The organism is Bacillus sp. SLBN-46, assembly GCF_031453555.1.
In the GTDB taxonomy this organism is placed as follows: domain Bacteria; phylum Bacillota; class Bacilli; order Bacillales; family Cytobacillaceae; genus Neobacillus.
The window spans coordinates 1915233-1934459 of the sequence record NZ_JAVIZM010000001.1; the positions used below are offsets into that span (position 1 = coordinate 1915233).

Here is a 19227-nt window from a genome sequence, read left to right on the forward strand (position 1 = left end):
AATGAAAAGGAAAACACAATTGATTCATGGCGGAATTAGCCAGGATCCAGCAACAGGAGCGGTATCCTTTCCCATCTACCAAGTTAGTACGTATAAGCAAGAAGGAGTAGGGGGACATAAGGGATTTGAATATTCAAGGACTGGAAACCCTACAAGGAATGCCCTAGAAGTGTTAATTAAAGATATTGAAGGCGGTACGGCAGGTTTTGCCTTTGGTTCAGGTATGGCGGCAATCACTGCGGTTATCATGTTATTTAATAGCGGCGATCACGTCATTCTTACTGATGATGTCTATGGTGGAACATTCCGCGTGATGACAAAGGTATTAAACCGATTTGGAATCGACTCTACTTTTGTTGATACTAGTAATTTAGACAATATTAAAAGTGAAATCAGACCGAATACAAAGGCGATATATTTAGAAACACCAACAAACCCATTACTAAAAATTACGGATATTGAAGCAGCTGCAAAGCTTGCAAAAGAACATCAGCTATTGACCATTGTAGATAACACTTTCTCCACACCATATTGGCAAAACCCAATAGAGCTTGGAGCCGATATTGTCCTGCACAGTGCGACAAAATACATTGGTGGACATAGTGATGTGGTGGCTGGTCTAGTGGTTGTGAAAAGTGATAAATTGGCAGAAGATCTTCATTTTGTTCAAAATTCTACGGGCGGTGTTTTAGGACCACAGGATTCTTGGTTATTAATCCGTGGGATCAAAACTTTAGGGATCCGTATGGAAGAAACGGAAGCGAATACTGCTGAGATTGTGAAGTTTTTACAATCACATCCAAAGGTGAAGAAGGTATTTTACCCTGGTATTGAATCACATCCAAATCATGAGATTGCTAAAAAACAAGCAAGAGGCTTTGGTGGAATGGTCTCTTTTGATGTAGGAAGTGCTGAAAATGCAGATCAATTATTAAGTAAAATTAAATACTTTACTTTGGCAGAAAGTCTTGGTGCGGTCGAAAGCTTAATATCTGTTCCAGCCCGAATGACACATGCCTCTATACCGGCAGAGCGTCGTGCAGATTTAGGTATTACCGATGGGTTAGTCCGTATATCAGTTGGACTAGAAGATGTTGAGGACCTCATTGAGGATTTGACACAAGCATTAGAATAATTGATATTATCCAGGCACCAGGTGAACTCACCTGGGCCTGAGCTTTTCTTTTACTAATATTTACATCCTCTTTCATGTGAAGTTTTATGTTAAAGTAGGTTAGTAGATTAAAAGAAAAGCAGGTGATAAGTAGTGAAGCAACAAGCGAGAAGACTTTATGAAAAAATGGTTGATTTTAAACGTTTTGCCACGATCTTATTGGCTGTTGGTGTATTTTTCTATTTAGGTGTAATTATTCCATCCGATACGAAAAGCGAGATGGATGTTAACATAATGGTTCTATCCTCAATGTCTTTCCTAGCTTTATCCATTTTGTTTTTTATTCAATCCAAACAATGCCAAATGAAGCTGTCAGAGACAGAAGAAGGACAGGATTATTTAATGAAAAAATAAGCGTCTCCCATTATGCGGAGCGCTTATTTTTTTTATCCAACAGGAGGGCGGTTTAATTAATTTTAAAAAAATTACTGGCAAAAGGTTTACAATTGGCAGTTGTGTGGATATAATTACCGTAGTAAGTATAAAATTCCAAAAAGGAGGTCGAAGAAAATGAATTTAATTGTATCCTTTACTACAACATCATATTTAAATATCACGCATTCGACCAGACTGGAATGGATTGCTTAAGTAATTAAGTGACATTACATATCCATGCCGCAGGGAGAATGACGTCTTGCGGTATTTTTGTGCCTAAAAATCCATGCCGCAAGGGATAACTTCTTGCGGCCTTTTTGTGCCCTTTTTAATCGCCAGATGGATATGTAATGCATAGATTGAAAATGTTGTTAGAACAAGAAAGAAATAAGCCTTTAAAGGAGGTGTGATACATGACCCTTAATATTTTATTTTTAACCATAACTATTAACAAACGTCGAATGAGCCTCGAAGAAGCTGCTCATCAAGAAATGGTTGATAAGCTTTATGAGAAAAACAGAGATCGTCAGGTTTCCATGCACCGTTTTATGTAATAGGTAAGTAAAAACCAAATAGAGAAAGGTGGTTGTTAATATGTTGTTTTTTCTAATGCAAGGTCGAGGAAATAGTTTCTGGGGTATGAAAGATACCACCTAGCCGAGTGAAAGAATGAAAATAGGAGGTAACCAATATGCCACTTCATATTTTGTTATTATCATTACTCTTTAAATCAAAGAAAAAAGAATCATAATCCCACTAAAAGAAAATCTATTTGTCAGAAACCTAAAGGGTTTGTTAACAGAATGTTCATATTTCCTGAAGTTAGATACTGTGAAAATGTGTTAAATTCAAAGTAGAAAATAGCAGTCTCTAACTAAGGGGTGGGGAATATGTTTTTGGTTGTGATGGCTTTCGTCATTACTGGGGCGATCGGCTGTGTTATTTCAGCCGAACTAAGTGTTGAAGCATAATATTAAAAAGCATCGGCCACAAGTTTCGGCCGATGCTTTTTCTATTATTTTTCAGTTAACTTTAGGAATTCATCAATGTCATCCAGACAAATATGAACGGCTTTTTCCCAAAAGTCTTTTTTCGTTAGATCTACATGTAGATGTTTTTGTGCTAAATCTTCAACAGACATGGAAGCCGTATCTCTTAACAAAGCAATGTAATTTTCTTCATAGCCTTTGCCTTCCTCGAGCGCCTGCGCATAGATACCTAATGAGAAAAGATAACCAAACGTATATGGGAAGTTATAAAATGGTACACCAGTTATAAAGAAGTGAAGCTTAGAGGCCCAGAATAATGGATGATATTCTTCTAAGGCATCACAATAGGCTTCTTTTTGTGCAGCAAGCATCAGTTCATTCAGACGTTCTGCATTTACAGGTCCTTGCTTTCTTTCTTCATAAAAACTTGTTTCAAATAAGAAGCGTGCATGTATATTCATTAAAAGGGCAACGGTTCTTTGGACCTTATCATCAAGAAGAACTAGTTTTTCTTCTTCATCTTTTGCATTTTTAACTGCTGCATCTGCAACAATCATTTCAGCGAAGGTAGAGGCCGTTTCTGCCACGTTCATGGCATAATTACGGTTGAGATGATGAACCCCCTTCATCGCAAATGTGTGGAAACCATGACCAAGCTCATGCGCCAAAGTTGAAACGTTTGATGGTGTTCCAGAGTAGGTCATAAAGATACGAGATTGGTCGCTTTCAGGAAAGAAAGTACAGAAGCCACCAGGAGCTTTACCAGGTCGATCTTCTCCTTCAATCCATTGCTCTTCAAAGGCTTTACGAGCAAACGAAGCCATTTTTTCACCGAATAGAGCAAAGTTTTGTTCGATAAACTCGGCTCCTTCTTGATAGGAAACCTTTGATTCTGTTTTGCCAAATGGAGCATCTAAATCATACCAACTTAATTTATTTACCCCAAGGAGTGCTGCTTTTCTCTCTAAATACGTAACAAGCTTTTGTTTATTGTCGGATATGACTGCCCACATCGTTTCAAGTGTCTCTTTTTCCATACGATTAATGCTAAGAGGTTCTTTTAATACATCTTCCCAGCCTCTTTTTTGATACACACTAAGACGGAAACCAGAAAGATGATTGAGGGTTTTGGCAAGAAAGTCTGCCTGTTCTCCCCATGCCTTCTCCCAGTTTCTGAAAGTAGTCTCTCGTACGTTTCGGTCGGGGCTTGAGAATTTATTAAATGCCTGACCGACAGATAGGAGCTTTTCCTCGCCGTTTTCTTGAAAAGGTACTTTTATTTTGCCAACAATTAAATCGTATAATTGCCCCCAACTATGATAGCCATCTACACCAAGTGCGCTGATTAATGCTTCTTCTTCTTTAGAAAGCTTTTCTTTTGCTCGATTACGTCTTTCTGTTAAAACAAAGGAAAGAACCTGTAACTGATTATCCTTTAATAACTCTGTCCAAGCCTCATCATTAAATGAGGATAATAGGCTGTCAAAGGTAGTAAGAGCCGTTTGGAAAGCTGCGCTTAAACTGGTAACCTTCGAATCAAGAGCATAGGCTTTTTTATCATCTGTGTTTTGTGCTTGCAAACAACTAACAAATGCTCCTGCTTGACGTAGTTTTTTGGCAGCATGCTCAAAATCCTCAAGTAATTCTTTTAAGTATGTTTGATCCTCTTGTGAATTGAACGGAGTCCAGTTGTTTACTTTTGTTTGGAAACTATCTATTAAGGTTGCTGTAAGATTTAAATGGTTTGCGAATTCTAATGAATCGCTTCCGCCCTTAAAGAACACATCAAGGTTCCAAACATCTGAATATGTAATCGCTGTCATTCTTTGTACCCCTCCTTAAAAGATGAACCACAATCATGGTTGATTATTGTCAAAAAATTAACACTTCCGCCTTCCATTATAATTTACTTTTTCTAAAAATTCTATATTATTGGTTTTTACAGAAAAAAGAGGCTGAGTTTACTTAGAGAAACTCAGCCTTTTAAAAAGTATTAACAAACTCTTGTATACCACCACCAGCCTCCGAAGAGTAACAACAGAATAAATAAGACAATGACGACTGCAATCCAAAAACCACTGCCTGCAGCATATGGAACTGGATAAGCTGGATATGGGGCCGGGTATCCATAAAAACCATAAGGACTAGGATAACCAAAAGGCATCTAGATTCCCTCCTTTATCCTTTTATAATAGGGTATGAGCCCTTTTTTAAGCTTGTATAGGCAAACGTGTATGTCCTTAATCAATTCAACAAATATTTCACAGCTAATTGGATTCATTCTATAGTATAATTTTATTTAGATTGAAATCGGGAGAGGTATACCATTGAAAAAAATACTGCTTATTGACGATGAAACTCGGATGTTAGACTTACTTTCCCTTTATTTAACGCCAAAAGGATATGACTGCATCAAAATGACTTCCGCTTTCCAAGCCGTTCAATACCTTGGTGAATCAACTGTGGATCTTGTCTTATTAGATATCATGATGCCAGAAATGGATGGCTGGCAAACTTGTAAAGAAATAAGAAAATTGGGAGATACACCGATTATCATGCTTACTGCTCGAAGTGAAAAAATGGATATTGTAAAAGGGCTGAAACTAGGTGCAGATGATTATATTTCCAAGCCTTTTGATGAAGATGAGCTGATTGCGCGAATAGAAGCTATTCTGCGAAGAAATAAAGGACCTTCAGGTAAAATAGCCTTTAATGGTCTATCTCTAAATGAAGAGTCCTTCGAGGTTTCCTATCAAGGGCATCCTGTTTTGGTTACTCCCAAGGAATTTTCCTTACTGACTCTTTTATTAAAAAATAGAAATAAAGTATTTACCCGTGAGCATTTGTTGACCACTATTTGGGGGTATGCGGTTGCAACAGAGGATCGGACCATAGATTCCCATGTGCGGAATTTACGAGACAAATTGCGAAAATCAGGTTTTCCTGTAGACGATTATTTGACAACAGTATGGGGACTAGGGTATAAGTGGATGGATAAGGATTCGTAAACGAAAACCTCATAGTTTAAGATAATGTTCAGGAGGTAACAAGGTGAAAGTTCAAATGAAAGTGATATTGGCTATGTTAATAGGAATATTACTTATTGCAACGGGTTGTACAAACAATAGTGAGGACCAAGAAAAGAACCAACAGGAAAAAAAGGCTGAATCAAAGGCTAAATTTGAAGTGGTTGAGGCCAGTTCATTTAGCGTAAAAAATATACGTGGAATTGGATATCCAGGCAATGATCAAGCGCTGTATGTTGGCACAAATGCTGGTTTAAAATTCTACAAAGATTCAAAGTGGTATGAATCAACCACGAATCAACATGATTATATAGGATTCCAAGCAGTAGAAGATGGTTTTTTAGGAAGTGGACATCCTCAAAAGGGGACAGGCTTTAAAGACCCACTTGGTGTAGTGCGCAGTGTCGATCAAGGAAAGACACTTGATCAGCTGGCATTCTATGGGAAGAGAAACTTCCACTTTATGGCTGCCAGTTTTTCAGGTAAAGGGCTTTATGTAATTAGTGAAACACCCGAAGATGGTTTAAGCTATGGTGTTAACTATTCTAAAAACAATGGCGATACGTGGACAAAGAGCGCATTTAAGGGGTTTAATGCGGACTCATTAGGAATGATAGCAGTACACCCTACTAATGGTGATATCGTGGCGATGTCTACAAGGACGGGTATTTTTTATTCATCTGACAATGGAAACACGATGAAGTTAATTACTAATCCCATTATGGTGACAGCCCTTACGTTCAGCGGGGATACAATCCTATTTTCAAGTGTGGAGAACGATAAGATTTTATTAAAAACGTTAAATCCTGTAACTGGCGAGCAAGGGGTATTGGCTTTTCCATTCTTAGATTATGATAATCCTATTACTTATTTAGCGGTTAATCAAAAGGATCATAATCAAATCGCCTTTACTACCTATAAAAATGATATTTATCAATCTAAAGACGGCGGAAAGAATTGGAGCGTTCTTCTTAAAGACGGAAAAAAAGAGCAGGAGTAACTGCTCTTTTTTCATTGTATTTTATTCAATTTTTTTTCTTACGTTCTTTTTCGGCCCGATAAAATTCATGGAACATTTTCATTAAGGCGCGCTTTTCTATTCTCGAGACATAACTTCTGGATATTCCTAATTCCTTAGCAATTTCTCGTTGGGTTTTTTCCTTTTGTAAGTCTAGGCCAAAACGCCCTACAATCACTTCTTTTTCACGATCATCCAAAACCTCTATATACTTTTTTATTTTCTCCAATTCCATATTAAGCTGAATGGTATCGATAACGTCCTCAGATTCCGATTTAAGGACATCAATCAATGAAATCTCATTTCCTTCCTTATCCTGACCGATGGGATCATGCAAGGAAACATCTTTCTTTGTTTTTTTTAGTGCCCGTAAATGCATAAGAATTTCATTTTCTATACAACGAGCAGCATAGGTTGCTAGTTTTGTCCCTTTACCTTCTGAATAGCTCTCGATTGCTTTTATTAAACCAATTGTTCCAATTGAGATTAGATCCTCAGAATCCTCCCCGGTATTTTCAAATTTTTTAACTATATGCGCGACAAGCCGTAGATTGTGTTCAATTAACATATTTCGCGCATGCGGATCCCCTTCTGCCATTAACCGTAAGTATTTTCTTTCTTCAGCAGCAGATAGGGGCTGAGGAAAAGCATTATTTTTAACGTACGAAACAAGAAATAAAAATTCTTTCATTAAATATCCGAGAGCTGTTAAGATTCCAGACATCCACATCCACCCCCGTGCTTTCTTTTTTGGGCTAGGGCCTATTACTAATTCCTATGAAGAAATCGGGAAATTGTGTCTGTCCATTCAAATTAATATTTTATTTTATAAAATGAAAAGCACCAACCATTAAAGTGGTCGATGCTTTTTGTTGATTATTAGACTTTTTTCAGTTTAAATGAACTTACCATTAGGAATGATAGAATGATGATAATGAATAAGAACGTTTGAGCTGGCATGTAAGGAATGAGTAGAAAGCTGAATGTTGCCAAACAGCCTGCAGCTGTAATTGGTAAACCAGTAAAATATCCATTACTCTCAGTAATGTTGAACCGAGCTAATCTAAAAGCACCACAGCCGATATAAAAAACAGTAAAAAATGACCCAGGTCCGCCGAATTCATGTAAAATTCCTTGGTATAGTAATAGTGCTGGAGCCACTCCAAATGATATAATATCACTCATGGAATCTAATTGTTTTCCGAGCTCTGATTCAATATTGAACTTTCGTGCAATCATACCATCAAAACGGTCGGCTAAGGCTGCAATAAAAATTAACAGTAAGCTTAGTCTTAAATTTCCATGTAGTCCGAATACAATCGCAAATCCGCCTAATGATAAATTGGCAAGCGTTATTACATTAGCTGTTTGAGATTTTAATTTTTTTATTGTTTGGTCCAATACGTCCAACAAAAACATTTCTCCTCATCACTCCTTTTTTTAGCAAAAGGAAAATCATTTTTTTAGTTTATTCTATAATATTTAATTCTAAGCTTTTTATGACAGTTCGTAAAGAGTATTTTTACACTATTTGGGGGTAGATTGATGATACAAGGTTTATATCGTCTCATGATTGAATTAACAAATGGAAAGTGGACATCCAGCATTTTAAGAAGGTTTGCCCGTTCACGTGCAAGCCGATTTGTCGTACCATCCTTCGCAAGAATTTATCAGTTGAATGTGGATGAAATGGAAAAGTCAGTCTCGGAGTATCCTACTCTTCATGATTTATTTGTTCGAACGTTGAAAAACGAATCTCGAGTTATTGACCGAAGTGAAGACTCCGTTGTCAGTCCCGTTGATGCCGTTATAGAGGATATTGGACCGATAAAAGAGACAAGTGAAATTTTAGTAAAAGGAAAAACGTATTCCATCGAAGAAATGCTTGGTGATCAAGAAGTCTTATCTAAATACTTAAATGGTACATACATGATTCTCTATTTAAGTCCAAGTCATTATCATAGGATACACAGTCCTGTTGATGGCACTGTAACGAGGCAATGGACACTAGGGGCCAAATCCTATCCAGTAAATAAGTTAGGGTTAAAATATGGAGTTCGTACCCTAGCAAAGAATTATAGGGTAATAACTGAAGTAAAAACATCATTCGGGCATGTGGCTATTGTAAAGGTTGGAGCGATGTTTGTTAATTCAATTGAAACAACGCATAAAGGATCAGGACTTGAAAAAGGGGGAGAAATGGCTTATTTCAGTTTTGGTTCAACGGTTGTGCTGCTATTTGAAAAGGACACCTTCCAAGTGGAAGCATCTATTCAAACACCAAAGGATATCAAGGTTGGCGAAAAAATAGGTGTATTGCACAAATAAGACAGGGAGTTTCTGCACTAGAAATATCCTTATAAAAAAAGAAAAGCCCATAATAGGGCAGTGTAAGGGTTTTAGGAAGAGAGCTTTATTTTATTATATAAGGAACGTCGGTGAATTTCGGACTCAATGAGACCGATAAAATCCGGGCTTAAGTTTAATTCCTTTGCTTTAAAATATGACTCAATTAATAATTCATCTGACAGTTTTCTCACGTCAGAATCCACCTCCGATTATAAAAAAATTGTTCTATTTGATGAAAACTAAACATAAAATAGTACGTTCAATTGGTGTACCCTAAATCTACCAAATTTATCCCTATAGAACAATCGTTCTATTTATCCACAACTTCAGGTGGATAAGTTGTGATTAAATTGTTTATAAACTAAGGAAACTCAAAGAGTTCAATGGGTATAATGTTAATAAGGTTATCCACAGGTCGAAAAAAAGTAGATGTTTGTCGAAAAATATTTTTTATTTTTTTTAAAAGGATGTCACATCCATTGAAAATAGCTGTTTTTTAGTTCAAGTAGAATTAGACGTGGTCGAATTTTGTTGAATCACACATTGATTATTTTTCTTTTGAAACAAAGGGTATTATTGGTTATGATTGTACAAGTACAGATGAAAGAGCTATTCATATTAAGAATTATATTGAGGTGTAAGCTTAGTGTTAAAACAATTTTTACCAGATGAGCATGTGAAAAGCATACTGGATATTTCGCCTGAACAATTAAAGGAAAAAGGGATAAAAGGGATTATTACTGATTTGGATAATACATTAGTGGAATGGGATCGTCCGAATGCCACTCCGCAATTAATTAAATGGTTTGATGAAATTAGAAAACACCATATTCTTGTAACTATTGTTTCAAATAACAATGAGGAACGAGTAAAGGCTTTTTCTGACCCTTTAAACCTTCCGTTTATCTTTCGCGCACGGAAGCCGCTCGGACCTGCATTTAACAAAGCAGTTAGGCAAATGGGCATAAAAAAAGAAGAGACTGTCGTTATTGGGGACCAATTATTAACGGATGTACTTGGAGGAAACCGTAGTGGTTTTCATACCATTTTGGTTGTACCCGTTGCTCAAACCGATGGCTTCTTTACAAAGTTCAACCGTTTTGCTGAGAGAAGGATCTTAAATTGGTTCAGAAAAAAAGGAATGCTTCAATGGGAGGATTAATTTGTGAGTGAACAACATATATGTATAGGCTGTGGTGTAAAAGTTCAAACGGAAAATCCGGAATTAATAGGCTATGCACCATCTTCTGCTTTAGAAAAGGAAATAATTGTTTGTCAAAGGTGTTTCCGACTCAAGCATTACAATGAGGTTCAAGATGTCAATCTTACCGACGATGACTTTTTAAAGATTTTAAATGAAATGGGAAAAACCGATGCCCTTATTGTGATGATTGTTGATATCTTTGATTTCAATGGAAGTTGGTTACCGGGATTACACAGGTTTGTTGGGAATAACAAGGTACTGCTTGTAGGTAACAAGGTAGACCTTTTACCAAAGTCGGTCAAACACAATAAATTAATTAACTGGATGAAGAACGAAGCAAAGGAACTGGGGTTACGGGCAGAAGAGGTATTCCTTGTAAGTGCAGCCAAAGGTCAGTTTATTAAAGAGACAGCCGCAGCTATTGATGAGATGCGAAATGGAAAGAACGTCTATGTGGTGGGCTGTACAAATGTAGGGAAATCAACCTTTATCAATAGAATTATTAAGGATGTAACAGGGGAAGCGGACCTCATTACTACCTCGCATTTTCCTGGGACTACATTGGATATTATCAAAATCCCACTTGACGATGGAAAGTATCTAATTGATTCACCTGGAATTATCAATCACCATCAAATGGCTCATTTTGTTGACAAAAGTGATTTAAAAGTGATTACTCCTAAAAAGGAGATTAAACCAAAAGTATTTCAACTGAATGAAGGTCAAACCTTATTCTTTGGAGGCTTAGCACGATTTGATTATATCAGTGGTGGTAGAAGGTCATTTGTTTGTTATGTATCCAATGAATTAACTATTCATAGGACAAAAACAGAAAATGCCTCTGAACTTTATGAAAAGCATGTCGGGGAAATGCTAACACCTCCACAACCGGAACAAGTTGATTCTTTCCCAGAGTTAGTAAGACAAGAGTTTGTGGTGAGGGAAGCTAAAACGGATATCGTTTTTTCAGGGTTAGGCTGGATTACTGTTAACGAGCCTGGGGCAAAAGTGGCTGCTTATGTTCCAAAGGGTGTACAAACGTTAATACGTAAATCTTTAATTTAAATACGTATGTAAAACAAGTGATACAAAGTCAGAATGGGTGAGGAGAAATAAGGTGAAAAAGCTTTTTGCTGTTTTAGGAGATCCGATAGGGCACTCGATGTCGCCAGTCATGCACAATGATTTATTCTCTTTTTACAATATTGATGCCTATTATCTTCCCTTTCAAGTAAAATCAGAGAATCTACAGGATGCCGTTAAGGGATTGAAGGCAATTGGCGCAGGTGGATTTAATGTCACCGTTCCTCATAAAAGCAAGATTATTCCTTTTTTAGATGAGGTAGATGAATTAGCTTCCAGCATTGGAGCAGTAAATACAGTTGTCAATGACGATGGAAAATTAATTGGCTACAATACTGATGGACCAGGATTTTTAAGTGGACTCCATACAAGTCTTCCTTCTATAGAAGGAAAAAGGGTCTTGATTATTGGTGCAGGTGGTGCTGCAAGGGCCATTTATTTTACCTTGGCAAAGGAACAACCTGCGGTGATTGACATTACTAATCGAACTTTGGAGAAAGCCCAGAGCTTGATTGAAGCATGTCCATATACCATCTCGTCTATTGCAAAATCTATTGCCGAAGCTGGTAAACAAATAGCAGAATATGATTTAATCATTCAAACAACCATGGTCGGGATGTCACCTCGATTAGATGAAAAGCCTCTGGATTTAAATAATCTAAGGAAAGAGTCAATGGTTTGTGATATAATTTACAATCCACTTACAACTCAATTTTTACATGATGCAAATGGACAAGGAGCACGAACGCAAAATGGAATTGAGATGTTTGTTTATCAAGGAGCTCTTGCCTTTGAAAAGTGGACAGGAATACTTCCGGATATCCAACGAATGAGAGAGAATGTGTTGAAACAATTAGGAGGAAAAACATGTTAACAGGTAAACAAAAACGTTTTTTACGTTCAAAAGCACACCACTTAGATCCTATTTTTCAAGTAGGAAAAGGTGGAGTCAATGATAATATGATTAAACAAGTATCGGACGCACTTGAAGCGAGAGAACTTTTTAAGATTAGTGTCTTACAAAATTGTGAGGAAGATAAATCAGTAGTTGCTGAACAGTTAGCTGAAGGCACAGGCGCTGAAATTGTCCAAATCATTGGGAACACGATTGTCCTGTATAAAGAGTCTGTTGAAAAGAAAACAATCACTCTTCCATAATCCAATGTAGTAAAGGATGCGAATGCATGAAGAAGGTTGGAATTTTGGGTGGAACATTTGATCCTCCACATTATGGTCATCTGATGATTGCTAATGAGGTTCTTTCCGCACTTGAACTTGATGAAATTTGGTTCATGCCAAACCAGGAGCCTCCCCATAAGAAAAAGACAGGTTCTGTTAAAAATGAAGATCGTCTTCGGATGCTTGAGCTTGCAACTCAAGGAAATTCAGCTTTTAAAATAGAGACGATTGAATTAGAAAGAGAAGGCCCTTCCTATACCGTTGATACTATGAAGAAAATCAATGATAAGTATACTGGATATCAATTTTTCTTTATCATTGGGGCAGACATGATCGAATATTTACCGAAATGGCAACAAATTGATGAGCTTGTTAAGCTCGTTCAATTTGTTGGTGTACATAGGCCGTCCTATAGTCATCAAACCAATTATCCTGTTCTTTATGTGGAGGTGCCAGGCATGGATGTATCATCAAGTATGATAAGAGATCGTGTGAAGAGTGAAAAGACTATTCGATATTTACTGCCTGATGCTGTCATTGAATATATTGAGGAGAAGCACTTATATGGAACGTGAAAAAGCATTACAGGTTGTTAAGGAGCAGTTAACCGAGCACCGGTATCAACATACCATCGGGGTCATGGAAACAGCCATAATACTCGCTAAGCGTTTTGGAGCCGATGAAAAGAAAGCCGAAACCGCTGCTATATTTCATGATTATGCAAAATTTCGTCCAAAAGAGGAAATGAAGGAAATCATCACTACTCAAGGGCTTCCACAGAATTTGCTTGAATATAATTCCGAATTGTGGCATGCTCCTGCAGGCGCATACTTAGTAGAGAAAGAAGTGGGGATTACGGATCGTGAGGTATTAGATGCCATCCGTTACCATACATCTGGAAGAGTGGGAATGACCTTGCTGGAAAAGGTCATTTATTTGGCAGATTATATGGAGCCAGGCCGTCACTTTCCTGGTGTAGAAGAAGTGAGAGAGCTTGCACAAGACAATTTACCGCGTGCATTAGTTAAATCAGTTCAAAATACCATTATATTTTTATTAAAAAAGAATCAAAAAGTTTACCCTGATACATTTTATACTTACAATGACCTTGTTAATAAACTGGAGGATTGATGGATGAATAATCAAGATCTATTAAAAATAGCTGTAAAGGCAGCAGATGATAAACGTGCGGAAGATATTTTGGCTTTAAATATGAAGGGCATATCTCTAATTGCTGACTACTTTATTATTTGTCATGGTAATTCAGATAAACAGGTGCAAGCAATTGCAAGAGAGATCAAGGAAAAAGCACAAGAAACCGGCTATGATGTAAAAAGAATGGAAGGCTTTGATGAAGCAAGATGGGTCTTGATTGATTTAGGTGATGTCGTAGCCCATGTCTTCCATCGTGAGGAAAGAAGCTATTACAATTTAGAACGCTTATGGGGCGATGCACCGCTTGAAGATATCCATAGTGAGTTAAATTCATGAGTTATGAACAATTTGCCTATTTGTATGATGAGCTAATGAAGGATGCTCCTTATGACGAATGGGTAAGTTTTGTCAAAGAACAGCTTGTAAACTATAATGTGACTGGGGTTCGCCTGCTTGATTTAGCCTGTGGTACGGGGGAGCTCTCCATTCGCTTTGCGAATGAAGGGTTTCAAGTAACGGGAGTCGACTTATCGTCCGATATGCTGGCTGTTGCACAGGCAAAGGCAGAAACAAAAGGAATTCATATTCCTTTGTTTGAACAGAATATGATTGATTTGGAAGGACAGGGTCAATTCGATGTGATTGGTATTTTCTGCGATTCACTCAATTACCTGCATACAGAAGAGGAAGTTAAAGTGACGTTTTCTTCTGTTTTCCAGCATTTAACACTTGATGGACTATTTATGTTTGATGTGCATTCCACTTATAAAATCTCTCATGGTTTTATTGACCAAACCTTTGCGGTAAACGATGAGGGTCTTTCCTATATTTGGAATAGTTTCTCTGGAGAAAAAGAGTACAGTGTGGAACATGATTTAAGTTTTTTTGTGTTAGATGAAATGTCGGGTAAATATGATCGGTATGATGAAATTCATTACCAACGGACCTATCCTATTGAGCAATACTCAGACTGGTTAAATGAAGCAGGCTTTGAATTGCTTAAGGTTTGTGCAGACTTCGAACCAAAATCACCCGAGCCACAATCCGAACGAATCTTTTTCGTCGCTCGAAAAAAATAAAAAATGAGGCTGACTAAAAAAGTCAGCCTCATTTTTTTGAAAATAAAGAAGGAATTTGTCTAATGCTATCGAATAATTACTTAGAGAATTGCATTTCCACTTTATCAAGATCTTCTTTAAATTTTGAATGAGTCGCCTGGAACAAATGTTCAAACACGTTCCCCAGTTCATTGTCTAACACCTTTATCCCTTCACCCGTTATTCCACCTTTTACACAAACTTTTTCTTGTAATGATGGTAAAGTATAGTGACCTTGTTTTAACAACTCACCAAGTCCCACAATCATCTCACTTGCAAAAATGGTTGCAGTGGCTTCGTCAATTTCCGTCTCCTTCACTGCTGCTTGTATGAATCGCTGTAGGAGATAGCTGAAGAAAGCCGGGCCACAACTTACAATATCTGAGGCTACCCTCGTAATGTTCTCGTCAATATTAACTGGTACCGAAATCTTCGTAATTAAAGTTCCAATTTTTTCTCTCCAAAGATCACTACAATTTTCTCCAAAGGTAAGTAAGGACACGCCGGATAATGCCCGATTTGTAATACTTGGAATTACTCGGATGACTGAACAAGATACTTTTTTTTCAATTTGGCTTGTACTGACAGGACTTGTTATGGATATAAGACATTTTTCATCACTTAAATGGGGGTTTATATCATCCAGTATTTTATAAATGTCTAATGGTTTGACACAAATAAATAATAAATCGGATTGAGCCGCCACCTCTTCTGGAGTTGCCCCAACCCTAATTTCCCTATATTTATCTTTAAGCAGCATGGCTTTAGATTTCGTTCTATTTGTAATGATCATTGAAGAAGGGGATATGGCCTTACTATCAATCAAGGCCTCCACCAAAACTCTCCCCATATTACCGGTACCGATGATACCTAGATTCATTTTCCGACCCTCCTTCGCATGCAATATTCTTTTATAACCATATGAAAAGTAAATGTGAAATATACCTTTGATTTGAAAGGATGGATCCTAATGAAAGACTGGTTGTTGGAACACAAGTTTTACATGGTAGTTGCTATAGTTATTGGTTTAAGTTGTTTTTATTATTTTTCCTTCATTGAAAATACCCCTGAAGCAACTGAGACAATTTCAATGGAAAGCACGCTGAAAGAGGAAGGTCAGGAAATCACGAAAAATAATCAACCCGAACAAAAGGAAAAGACAGAGAAAATAATGGTTGATGTAAAGGGACAAATCAAACAGCCGGGCGTATATCAGGTAAGTACAGGTGATCGAGTCATTGATGTCATTACCCGCGCTGGTGGATTAACGGAGCAAGCTGACCAAACCCAAGTTAATTTCGCTGCACATGTTGTTGATGAAATGGTTGTCTATGTACCGGCCAAGGGTGAGGAAACCGCTGCTGCTATTGTTGGTTCCATAGATGGACACGCCAACGTAATAGCTAGTACCAGTGAGGGTCAGGGGAAAATTAATATTAATAAAGCCGATGAAAACGAACTGCAAAATCTCCCGGGAATTGGTCCTTCTAAGGCAGCTGCCATACTGGAATATCGGAACACAAACGGACCATTTAAGGTGGTAGAAGACCTGAAAAATATTAGTGGGATTGGGGATAAAACCTATGAAAAATTAAAGGATTTAATTGTGGTTCATTGAATCATTGATTGACCTAAAGTACAAGTACCCTTACACTAAATGTAAACTTTTTATTTCTAGGGAGTGGGGAATCGTGAATCGACTATCTTGGGATCAATATTTTATGGCACAAAGCCACTTGCTGGCACTAAGAAGCACATGCACTAGGCTTACAGTAGGTGCAACCATTGTTAGAGATAAGCGTATTATTGCTGGAGGCTACAACGGATCGATTGCAGGGGGCGACCATTGTATTGATAAAGGATGCTATGTGATTGACCACCACTGTGTAAGAACTATCCATGCAGAAATGAATGCCTTGCTGCAATGTGCTAAATTTGGTGTACCTACTGCTGATGCTGAAATCTATGTGACTCATTTTCCTTGCCTCCAATGCTGTAAAGCAATTATCCAAGCGGGCATAAAGACGGTTTATTACGCGGAGGATTATAAGAATCATCCATATGCGATTGAATTATTTGAGCAAGCGGGTGTAAAACTTGAAAAGGTAGAACTGACTGAACAAGTCATCGACTTTAGAAAGATAACACAATAGCTTTTTCTTGGCGCCGGTCATATCCGGCGTCATCCCTTTCAAACTCCTAAAAAAACCCACAAATTGGAGAAGTAAAATGAATGGAAAGTATATGTATATTGCCCTTACTGCTTTGTTGGGCGTACTATGTGCTCTTGTAACATTTTATCCTTTCTTTCTGCTAATGATTTTTTATATGTATTTACTGTATCAATACAAAAGATTTTCGAAGGAACAAATAGCCCTCCTCGTGGTTGTTTTTACCCTCTCTCTGTTAATAGGAATGAGGGAGGAAAGAATGAATCACTCTCTTATACCTGAATCTACCACAGCCTTTATTCTGGAATCCATGGAAAATCCCAAAATTGATGGCGACTTATTACAGGTAGAGGTAAAGGAAAAATTCCACAATGAGAATCTCCTCATACGTTACAAATTAAAATCAGAGAATGAAAAAATAAACCTTCAAAATAAAAGTTTTTTTAGTCGGGTTTGCAGGATATCGGGTACCTTGAAAAAACCGGCGATGGCCAAAAATCCAAATGGATTTGATTATCGTAACTATCTATCCAATAAGCGCATTCATTGGATACTTGAAACCAATGAAAATCCACTCCAACATTGTACTTCCATTCCACCTTCATTACTGGTTATGATAAAACAACTTCGTTTTACGGGTACACGTTATCTTACTGACCATTTCCCTATTGAAATTGCTTCATTGTCCGCAGCTTTGATTTTTGGCGATAGGAGTTTATTGAATCCGGACTTGCTTGGTAATTATCAAAGAACTGGCATCGTTCATTTATTAGCTATTTCTGGACTTCATGTTTCCTTGTTAATTGGGGTTGTTTTTTATTTGGGCCTGCGGGTAGGAATCACAAGGCAGTGGATGACGAATGTTCTTTTGGTGGCTATTCCTGTCTATGTAATCCTTACAGGGAGCTCTCCATCCGTGATTAGGGCTGGATTAATGATATTCCTTGTCCTGCTAACGACAAAATGGAAAAATAGACTTAAGCTTTTACCAATTGACGCAATATGTTTGGCCTTTATTATCTTTTTGTTTATTGACCCGCTTGTCATTTTTGATGTTGGCTTTCAACTTTCTTTTTCAGTAAGCACGGCCATCATTCTGTCAGCTGGATTAATCTTTTCAATTTATCAGCACAGTTTATTACGGATGTTTGTTACGTCTGTTATTTCTCAATTAGCAGCCTTTCCATTGTTACTTTATCATTATTTTGAGCTTTCATTAGTCGGCATTATAGCCAACATGCTGTATATTCCTCTCTTTTCCTTTGTATATCTTCCAGGTGTTTACTTCCTCTTTGTTGTTCAACTGCTATTCAGTAATACTCCAATCATTCTTGTAAATAGTTTCTTGAAAATCATTTCCTTTTTTAATGGAGTCATCGATTATGCGGCACACATCCCTTTTGGGAGCTTTATACCTGGTAGGCCCAATCTTATACTTTTAATAGTGGAAATCTTGATTATATTTGCGATCTTTTGTAATTGGGAAAACATTACTTCATCCAAAGGGAAAAGGCATCTTATTTTGTTGAGTATCCTGCTTTTCAGTCTTCAAATGGAGGTAAACAGATTTAATCCTTATGGAGAGGTGACTATGATTGACGTCGGGCAAGGGGACAGTATTCTAATTCAACTTCCTTACCATAAAGGCACCATTCTGATTGATACAGGAGGAACAATGCAATACCAAGTGGAAGAATGGAGGCAGCGAGCAAATCCTTTTGAAGTGGGGAAAGACGTGGTAGTACCTTTCTTGAAGGGAAAAGGTGTTACAAAAATTGATAAACTGATTTTAACTCATGGTGACATAGACCATATTGGAGGTTCTTTTTCTATTTTAGAAGAGCTTAAGGTCAAACAAATCTTAATTCCCTCGGTCATTGACCCGTCTGAAACAGAGCTTGATATCATTAAAATAGCTAAAAAGAAAGGGATCCCTGTTATAAAAGTTACAGCCGGGGATCATTGGAATATTGATGAATTTGAATTCTTTATCCTTTCTCCGGAAAGAAATTTTGCGGGTGAAAGAAACAGTGGGTCAATTGCCTTTGTTTCCAGTTTAGGGGGGCAGAATTGGTTTTTCGGGGGAGACCTTGATCAGGAAGGAGAAGAGAAAATTATTAAGAAATATCCAAATCTAACAATTGATGTACTTAAGGCGGGACATCATGGAAGTAAGACATCGAGTGCTGAATTATTTATTCATCAAGTTAAACCAAAGACAGTATTAATCTCTGCTGGTGAAAAAAATCGTTTTGGTCATCCACATCAAGAAGTGCTTGAGCGGTTAAAAAAAGTCAAGGCCACCATTTACCGAACTGATTTACAAGGAGCAATTACGTATCGTTTTTATAAACAGAAAGGAACCTTTTCAACCTTTTTACCATAAGATAAAGCATTCAATAAGAAA

The 19227-nt window shown here is 37.4% G+C and carries 22 protein-coding genes and 1 pseudogene; 17 read left to right on the forward strand and 6 right to left on the reverse strand.

Annotated elements, in window-relative coordinates:
- Nucleotide 1: 1 nt before the first annotated feature.
- The 3 genes from QFZ87_RS09705 (at nucleotide 2) to QFZ87_RS09715 (ending at nucleotide 2103) form a co-directional block, all read left to right on the forward strand.
- Nucleotides 2–1135 (forward strand): bifunctional cystathionine gamma-lyase/homocysteine desulfhydrase, encoded by a 1134-nt coding sequence (locus QFZ87_RS09705; RefSeq protein ID WP_309860481.1) that lies wholly within the window; start codon nucleotides 2–4, stop codon nucleotides 1133–1135.
- A gap of 132 nt (nucleotides 1136–1267) precedes the next feature.
- On the forward strand, nucleotides 1268–1528 hold the full coding sequence (locus QFZ87_RS09710; protein WP_309860483.1) for a YrhC family protein: 261 nt from the start codon (nucleotides 1268–1270) through the stop codon (nucleotides 1526–1528).
- Nucleotides 1529–1962: 434 nt separating this feature from the next.
- A complete protein-coding gene (locus tag QFZ87_RS09715; protein WP_309860485.1) occupies nucleotides 1963–2103 on the forward strand; it encodes a YrzI family small protein in 141 nt (46 codons plus the stop codon).
- Between the two features lie 461 nt (nucleotides 2104–2564).
- On the opposite strand, the gene QFZ87_RS09720 is transcribed toward QFZ87_RS09715, so the two are convergent.
- Both QFZ87_RS09720 and QFZ87_RS09725 read right to left on the reverse strand, forming a co-directional pair.
- Nucleotides 2565–4361: a M3 family oligoendopeptidase gene (locus QFZ87_RS09720; protein WP_309860487.1), complete on the reverse strand. Its 1797-nt coding sequence runs from the start codon at nucleotides 4359–4361 to the stop codon at nucleotides 2565–2567.
- 170 nt (nucleotides 4362–4531) lie between these two features.
- Entirely contained in the window at nucleotides 4532–4702 is a 171-nt protein-coding gene (locus QFZ87_RS09725; protein WP_309860489.1) for a hypothetical protein, read from the reverse strand.
- 163 nt (nucleotides 4703–4865) lie between these two features.
- On the opposite strand from QFZ87_RS09725, the gene QFZ87_RS09730 reads away from it, so the two are divergent.
- Entirely contained in the window at nucleotides 4866–5546 is a 681-nt protein-coding gene (locus QFZ87_RS09730) for a response regulator transcription factor (protein WP_309860491.1), read from the forward strand.
- Between the two features lie 43 nt (nucleotides 5547–5589).
- The gene (locus QFZ87_RS09735) at nucleotides 5590–6564 is read left to right on the forward strand and encodes a F510_1955 family glycosylhydrolase (protein WP_309860493.1); all 975 of its coding nucleotides are present in this window, start codon (nucleotides 5590–5592) and stop codon (nucleotides 6562–6564) included.
- 25 nt (nucleotides 6565–6589) lie between these two features.
- Here the strand turns inward: QFZ87_RS09735 and sigK are convergent, their stop codons facing one another.
- Together sigK and pssA are read right to left on the reverse strand one after the other, a co-directional pair.
- Nucleotides 6590–7306 (reverse strand): RNA polymerase sporulation sigma factor SigK, encoded by a 717-nt coding sequence (gene sigK, locus QFZ87_RS09740; protein ID WP_308083095.1) that lies wholly within the window; start codon nucleotides 7304–7306, stop codon nucleotides 6590–6592.
- A gap of 155 nt (nucleotides 7307–7461) precedes the next feature.
- Nucleotides 7462–8001 carry a CDP-diacylglycerol--serine O-phosphatidyltransferase gene (pssA, locus tag QFZ87_RS09745; RefSeq protein ID WP_309860494.1) on the reverse strand — a complete coding sequence of 180 codons (540 nt, stop codon included), beginning with the start codon at nucleotides 7999–8001 and terminating at the stop codon, nucleotides 7462–7464.
- Nucleotides 8002–8127: 126 nt separating this feature from the next.
- On the opposite strand from pssA, the gene QFZ87_RS09750 reads away from it, so the two are divergent.
- Nucleotides 8128–8910 carry a phosphatidylserine decarboxylase gene (locus QFZ87_RS09750; protein WP_309860495.1) on the forward strand — a complete coding sequence of 261 codons (783 nt, stop codon included), beginning with the start codon at nucleotides 8128–8130 and terminating at the stop codon, nucleotides 8908–8910.
- Between the two features lie 71 nt (nucleotides 8911–8981).
- Here the strand turns inward: QFZ87_RS09750 and sda are convergent, their stop codons facing one another.
- Complete coding sequence (gene sda / locus QFZ87_RS09755; protein ID WP_309860497.1) at nucleotides 8982–9122, reverse strand: sporulation histidine kinase inhibitor Sda; 141 nt, start codon at nucleotides 9120–9122, stop codon at nucleotides 8982–8984.
- Nucleotides 9123–9577: 455 nt separating this feature from the next.
- Here sda and QFZ87_RS09760 point away from each other — a divergent pair, with 455 nt between their 5' ends.
- From QFZ87_RS09760 to QFZ87_RS09795, 8 genes are read left to right on the forward strand one after another with little or no spacing between them, the layout of a single operon-like run.
- Nucleotides 9578–10093, forward strand: a complete 516-nt coding sequence (locus QFZ87_RS09760; protein WP_309860499.1) for a YqeG family HAD IIIA-type phosphatase — start codon at nucleotides 9578–9580, stop codon at nucleotides 10091–10093.
- A gap of 3 nt (nucleotides 10094–10096) precedes the next feature.
- Nucleotides 10097–11200, forward strand: coding sequence for a ribosome biogenesis GTPase YqeH (gene yqeH / locus QFZ87_RS09765; protein WP_309860502.1), 1104 nt, complete (start codon nucleotides 10097–10099; stop codon nucleotides 11198–11200).
- 52 nt (nucleotides 11201–11252) lie between these two features.
- Nucleotides 11253–12092, forward strand: a complete 840-nt coding sequence (gene aroE / locus QFZ87_RS09770; RefSeq protein ID WP_309860504.1) for a shikimate dehydrogenase — start codon at nucleotides 11253–11255, stop codon at nucleotides 12090–12092.
- Nucleotides 12086–12376, forward strand: a complete 291-nt coding sequence (yhbY, locus tag QFZ87_RS09775) for a ribosome assembly RNA-binding protein YhbY (RefSeq protein ID WP_309860506.1) — start codon at nucleotides 12086–12088, stop codon at nucleotides 12374–12376. The genes aroE and yhbY overlap by 7 nt, the downstream gene beginning before the upstream one ends.
- 26 nt (nucleotides 12377–12402) lie before the next feature.
- On the forward strand, nucleotides 12403–12972 hold the full coding sequence (locus QFZ87_RS09780; RefSeq protein WP_309860508.1) for a nicotinate-nucleotide adenylyltransferase: 570 nt from the start codon (nucleotides 12403–12405) through the stop codon (nucleotides 12970–12972).
- Nucleotides 12962–13528 (forward strand): bis(5'-nucleosyl)-tetraphosphatase (symmetrical) YqeK, encoded by a 567-nt coding sequence (yqeK, locus tag QFZ87_RS09785; RefSeq protein WP_309860510.1) that lies wholly within the window; start codon nucleotides 12962–12964, stop codon nucleotides 13526–13528. Before QFZ87_RS09780 ends, yqeK begins: the two co-directional genes overlap by 11 nt.
- A 3-nt stretch (nucleotides 13529–13531) precedes the next feature.
- Nucleotides 13532–13888 carry a ribosome silencing factor gene (gene rsfS, locus QFZ87_RS09790; RefSeq protein ID WP_309860512.1) on the forward strand — a complete coding sequence of 119 codons (357 nt, stop codon included), beginning with the start codon at nucleotides 13532–13534 and terminating at the stop codon, nucleotides 13886–13888.
- Nucleotides 13885–14631 (forward strand): class I SAM-dependent DNA methyltransferase, encoded by a 747-nt coding sequence (locus tag QFZ87_RS09795; RefSeq protein ID WP_309860515.1) that lies wholly within the window; start codon nucleotides 13885–13887, stop codon nucleotides 14629–14631. The genes rsfS and QFZ87_RS09795 overlap by 4 nt, the downstream gene beginning before the upstream one ends.
- A gap of 76 nt (nucleotides 14632–14707) precedes the next feature.
- On the opposite strand, the gene comER is transcribed toward QFZ87_RS09795, so the two are convergent.
- Nucleotides 14708–15529 carry a late competence protein ComER gene (gene comER / locus QFZ87_RS09800; RefSeq protein WP_309860516.1) on the reverse strand — a complete coding sequence of 274 codons (822 nt, stop codon included), beginning with the start codon at nucleotides 15527–15529 and terminating at the stop codon, nucleotides 14708–14710.
- Between the two features lie 90 nt (nucleotides 15530–15619).
- Here comER and QFZ87_RS09805 point away from each other — a divergent pair, with 90 nt between their 5' ends.
- From QFZ87_RS09805 to QFZ87_RS09815, 3 genes and pseudogenes are all read left to right on the forward strand, one after another.
- Nucleotides 15620–16267: a helix-hairpin-helix domain-containing protein gene (locus QFZ87_RS09805; protein ID WP_309860519.1), complete on the forward strand. Its 648-nt coding sequence runs from the start codon at nucleotides 15620–15622 to the stop codon at nucleotides 16265–16267.
- Between the two features lie 73 nt (nucleotides 16268–16340).
- A pseudogene (locus QFZ87_RS09810) lies at nucleotides 16341–16787 on the forward strand (ComE operon protein 2); the annotation flags it as partial.
- Between the two features lie 91 nt (nucleotides 16788–16878).
- Nucleotides 16879–19206: a DNA internalization-related competence protein ComEC/Rec2 gene (locus tag QFZ87_RS09815; RefSeq protein ID WP_309860523.1), complete on the forward strand. Its 2328-nt coding sequence runs from the start codon at nucleotides 16879–16881 to the stop codon at nucleotides 19204–19206.
- The last annotated feature ends 21 nt before the right edge of the window (nucleotides 19207–19227 follow it).